The organism is Spirulina sp. CCY15215, from assembly GCF_016888125.1.
In the GTDB taxonomy this organism is placed as follows: Bacteria; Cyanobacteriota; Cyanobacteriia; order Cyanobacteriales; family Spirulinaceae; genus CCY15215.
Genome location: NZ_JACSWA010000184.1, coordinates 1 through 4,416, shown reverse-complemented (window position 1 = coordinate 4,416; position 4,416 = coordinate 1). Strand labels below are relative to the sequence as shown.

Genomic DNA, 4,416 nt, shown 5'->3' with positions numbered 1-4,416 from the left:
GGTGAATGTCTTTGCTTGTTTCTACAACACCGAGAGGAGAAAGGAGTTCGCTGAGATATTGTTTGGCGAATTGGTCGTGGATAAAACGAGTCACGGGTTAATGAATAATTATTCAATGCTCATAGCATAACAGAGAAAATGCGATCGCGCTTCCTCTGTGGGGTTGGTGGCAGCGATCGCATTTTTTAGGAATCCGTGCGAATGATAACATTAGGGGTTGCTCTCCCTGCCCTCATCTCAAAAACCATGAATGCTCACAAAATAACCGCAACTCTCACAGAAAATGGCACACTTCTCCTCAAGGGATTGCCCTTTAACGCGGGAGAATCTGTAGAAATTATCATCTTGGAGCAGTCAAAATTAACTTCCTCCGATCCTCAAACTGAATATCCTCTTCAAGGAACAGTTTTGCGTTACAACGATCCCTTTGAACCTGCCATTTCTCTAGAAGATTGGGAGGCTTTAAATCGTGGTGCGATCGACGCAGCTTGAGGGATTTCATAACGATCCAGCCGATCAAATTATTGTTGCCACTGCTCAAATCTATAAATTTCCATTAATCACGTTAGATCGGAAAATTGTCAATTATCCCCACGTTCAAATCCTGAATTAATTTCTCTGTCGAGTTACGCAACAAGAATGTGTTAAGTTCACATTCTATCTCTTGATGTTGTACTTTCACTTTGCCAATTCGATGCCATAACAAACTCATTTAACTGCTCGTGCTATGCCTCGTGCGATTCACTGTAGTTACCAACATTACATCGCGATCGCGATTCTTGTATCCACGTCAGCAAGTCCTGGGAAAGTCTTTTCGACGCACCTACCGTTTCCCTTTAAAATAAGGAAATGTGTTTTCCCGTATAGCAAATGGTATCAGAAAGTTTTCCCGATGCTTCTCCCCGTCGCTTGCTGATTACAGGAGGAGCCGGATTTATTGGTTCAAATTTTACCCATCATTGGTGCAATAATTACCCGAACGATCGCGTAGTGGTTCTCGATGCCTTAACTTATGCGGGAAATCCTCAGAATTTAGGGGATTTAAAAACACGGGAAAACTTTCATTTTGTCAAGGGAAATATCTGCGATCGCGCTCTCGTTGACGAACTTCTCAAAACAGAAAAGATTGACACTATTATTCATTTTGCCGCAGAATCTCATGTCGATCGCTCTATTTTAGCCCCCGATGCTTTCATTCAAACCAATCTCATCGGTACCTTTACTCTCCTCGAAGCCTTTCGCCGCCATTTTCCCCGTATTGTCAACAATTCTCCCTTATTTCTTCATGTTTCCACCGATGAAGTTTACGGTAGTTTAAACCCAGAAGATGCGCCTTTTACGGAAACGACTCCTTATGCTCCTAATAGTCCTTATTCTGCCTCAAAAGCGGGCAGCGATCATCTAGCGCGATCGTATTTTCACACCTACGAAATTCCCACTATTATAACCAATTGTTCTAATAATTACGGTGCCTATCATTTTCCTGAAAAATTAATTCCTTTAATGTGCATTAATATTCTTTTAGGAAAACCTCTTCCTGTTTATGGAGACGGTCAAAATGTGCGAGATTGGCTCTATGTTCTCGATCATTGTCGTGCCTTAGAAACCGTGATTCAACGGGGCAAACCTGGAGAAATGTATAATATTGGCGGCAATAATGAAGTTAAAAACATTGATTTAGTGCAAATGCTCTGTAGGATTGTTGATGAATTAGCCGCCGATCTGCCTGTGCGTCCTTCTCGGCAATTAATTACTTTTGTGAAAGACAGACCCGGACACGATCGCCGTTATGCGATCGATGCCACAAAAATCAAAACCGAACTGGGTTGGACTCCCGCCGTTACAATAGAAGAAGGATTAAGAAAAACTGTACAATGGTATCTCAATAATCGCCACTGGTGGCAACCCTTACTCTCGGAAGAATATCAAAATTATTATCAACAACTCTACGGAAACTTAGATAAATGAGAGAGTAAAAAGTAACCAGTAACAGGTAATGAGTAGAGCATTAAACAGGAATAAGCAACAATCAAATGGTAAAATATAAAGGTTTATAAAGTTTTTTTGAGCTAATCCATGTTTTTTCAATCTTTTTTCTCTCGCCTGTTTGCCCTAGTCTTAGTTGCCGCGATCGCCTTGACTGGGTGTTCTAGTGCCTCTCCCCTTTCCGGCAACTATCGCGAAGATACCTTAACAACCATTGAAAATCTCAGCGAAACGATCGCGCTTTCTGGGAAAGAAGAGAATTTTTCTGAAACAGTGGCTTCAGCCCGCAGTCTAATGAACGATTATGCTTCCCGCTATCGCCGGGATAGTCGCGTTTCGGGGCTGCGATCGTTTACCACCATGCAAACTGCATTAAATAATCTAGCCGGATTTTACGGCACCTACGGCGTTCGTCCTCTCGCCAGCAAGTTAAGCAAGCGCCTGCAACAAGAATTCAAAGAAGTTGAATTCACCCTCAAACGCGGATTCTAACTCAAACTGTATTGCTTTCCCCAGGGATCCTTGTTCATGGATAATTGTTGATTACTAAAAGTGTCGCGTACAGTAGGAAAGGGTCAGCAATTCGCACCCTTTTTTTACTGTCCCTTCAGGTCAAAAAGAACGATGTCCAGTTCTCAAACAAATAGTATTCCAGCCTTTTGGCGCAAAATTGTCTCTGGAATGATTATCGGTGCGACCACGATCGCCCAAATTAGTCTCCCTCGCACTGCTGCTAATGCCCAAACTGGGGCATATTGCCGGGCGACCCCCGATGCGATCGCGCAAAAAGAGATCCTGCGCCAACGCGCCACGAATGGAGATGGGGGAGCTAAAGTTGAATATCAAGCCTTTATTAAAGCTCAAGGCGATCGCCTCGCCCAATGTCGCAACCAAAATTGGCCGAAAACCCAAGCAATTTGGTTGCGCTTGCACCCCTGCGATGCCCGTCCAGGAGAACTCGATAAAGTCCTCGACCATATCGTAAACAAGGGCTATAACGAGGTCTACGTGGAAGTATTCTACGATTCCCGCGTGCTACTTCCCGCCGCCGATAACCCGACCCCGTGGATCTCCGTGGTACAGTCTCGAGGAGCAGAGAATGTAGACCTCCTCGCCGATGCGATTCAAAAGGGGCGACAGAGGGGCTTAAAGGTCTATGCGTGGATGTTTACGATGAATTTCGGCTATGCTTACGGCGTGCGCTCCGATCGCCAGCAAACCCTCGCTCGTAACGGTCGCGGACAGGATAGCACGGCGATCGTCCCTGATGGTTCTCAAGTATTCATCGATCCCTACAACCGTCAGGCTCAAAGCGACTATTATCAACTCCTGCAATCCGTTCTCAAACGCCGCCCTGATGGGGTACTCTTCGACTATATCCGCTATCCGAGGGGATCGGGAGCCGGCTCTGTTGCCAGTAACGTGCGGGATTTATGGGTTTATGGACAGGCCTCCCAACAAGTATTATTAGAACGCGCTGAAAATAACCAAGGACGGGAATTAATTCAACGCTTCTTGAATCAAGGTCGCATTACTGCTGGGGATATCAGTGCAGTCCGCAGCCTCTATCCTAGCGAAGGCAGTCCTCAATGGCAAAATAAGCGATCGGACAACCTGCCGGCAGAATTGTGGAGTTTAAGTGTTGCTCATGCTGCTCAAGGAGTGCTGGAATTCCTCAAGTTTTCCACTAATAATGTGATGCAACAACGCCTTCCTGCTGGAGCCGTCTTTTTCCCCAGTGCCAATAAACCCGTCGGAAATGGGGGTTTTGACTCTCGCTTACAACCTTGGGATAGTTTTTCCCCTGCTTTAGAATGGCACGCAATGGCTTACTCGATTTGCGGCAGTAGTGCAGATTGTATTGTGGAGGAAATTCGCCGAGTTTTAAACAGTGCTGAGGCTCAAACTCGTGTTGTACCTGCTCTTGCGGGAGTCTGGGGAGGAACCTTTCAAAGTCACATTTCTCTCGAAGCACAAATGCAAGCTATTCGCCAACAATTGCCACAATTACAAGCGGTGAGCCACTTTGCCTATTCTTGGCAGGAACGAGAAAGCGATCGCGCTCGTCAATTTTGCCAATTGTAGCCCAATCTGAAGCGCGAGTTTATCTTGGAGGTCTAATAAAAAAAGCGATCGCGTTCTAAAATTAGGAGAGATTTTCAGGATCGATCCCGAGTTGTATGAGGCGATCGCGTAACTGTTGATTTCTCTTTCTTTCTTCCTCTAAGGCTGCTTGAGTTTGTTCTTTTTCTAGTCGTTCTCGCTCTTTCTCGGCTAGTGCGCGATCGCGTTGCTCGATCGCCTCGACAAATTCAATAAAACGTTCTCCATCGGGATGAAATAAAACCAAATCTCCCTCACTCGTGCTAAATCTTACCCCCAAAAGTGGACTTCTCCAATTTTCCATCACTGATATCGCCTCCAACTTCT

The 4,416-nt window shown here is 45.3% G+C and carries 4 protein-coding genes and 2 pseudogenes; 5 read left to right on the top strand and 1 reads right to left on the bottom strand.

Features of this window, described 5'->3' with window-relative positions:
• Nucleotides 1-246: 246 nt before the first annotated feature.
• The 5 genes and pseudogenes from JUI58_RS00945 to JUI58_RS00930 all read left to right on the top strand — a co-directional run bounded on the left by JUI58_RS00945 (nt 247) and on the right by JUI58_RS00930 (nt 4,071).
• On the top strand, nt 247-492 hold the full coding sequence (locus tag JUI58_RS00945) for a hypothetical protein (RefSeq protein WP_204101872.1): 246 nt from the start codon (nt 247-249) through the stop codon (nt 490-492).
• A pseudogene (locus tag JUI58_RS27510) lies at nt 467-613 on the top strand (type II toxin-antitoxin system VapC family toxin); the annotation flags it as partial. The gene JUI58_RS00945 and the pseudogene JUI58_RS27510, both read left to right, overlap by 26 nt.
• A 257-nt stretch (nt 614-870) precedes the next feature.
• Nucleotides 871-1,968 (top strand): dTDP-glucose 4,6-dehydratase, encoded by a 1,098-nt coding sequence (rfbB, locus tag JUI58_RS00940; RefSeq protein ID WP_204101871.1) that lies wholly within the window; start codon nt 871-873, stop codon nt 1,966-1,968.
• Between the two features lie 108 nt (nt 1,969-2,076).
• Nucleotides 2,077-2,478 carry a photosystem II protein Psb27 gene (gene psb27 / locus JUI58_RS00935; RefSeq protein ID WP_204101870.1) on the top strand — a complete coding sequence of 134 codons (402 nt, stop codon included), beginning with the start codon at nt 2,077-2,079 and terminating at the stop codon, nt 2,476-2,478.
• Between the two features lie 132 nt (nt 2,479-2,610).
• Entirely contained in the window at nt 2,611-4,071 is a 1,461-nt protein-coding gene (locus JUI58_RS00930; RefSeq protein WP_204101869.1) for a family 10 glycosylhydrolase, read from the top strand.
• Between the two features lie 61 nt (nt 4,072-4,132).
• Here JUI58_RS00930 and JUI58_RS00925 read toward each other — a convergent pair.
• A pseudogene (locus JUI58_RS00925) lies at nt 4,133-4,416 on the bottom strand (Uma2 family endonuclease); the annotation flags it as partial.

Excerpts from the sequence above, each read along its gene's own strand:
- JUI58_RS00945 (WP_204101872.1), top strand. The coding sequence starts at position 247 with ATGAATGCTCACAAAATAACCGCAACTCTCACAGAAAATGGCACACTT.
- rfbB (WP_204101871.1), top strand. The coding sequence starts at position 871 with ATGGTATCAGAAAGTTTTCCCGATGCTTCTCCCCGTCGCTTGCTGATT.
- psb27 (WP_204101870.1), top strand. The coding sequence starts at position 2,077 with ATGTTTTTTCAATCTTTTTTCTCTCGCCTGTTTGCCCTAGTCTTAGTT.
- JUI58_RS00930 (WP_204101869.1), top strand. The coding sequence starts at position 2,611 with ATGTCCAGTTCTCAAACAAATAGTATTCCAGCCTTTTGGCGCAAAATT.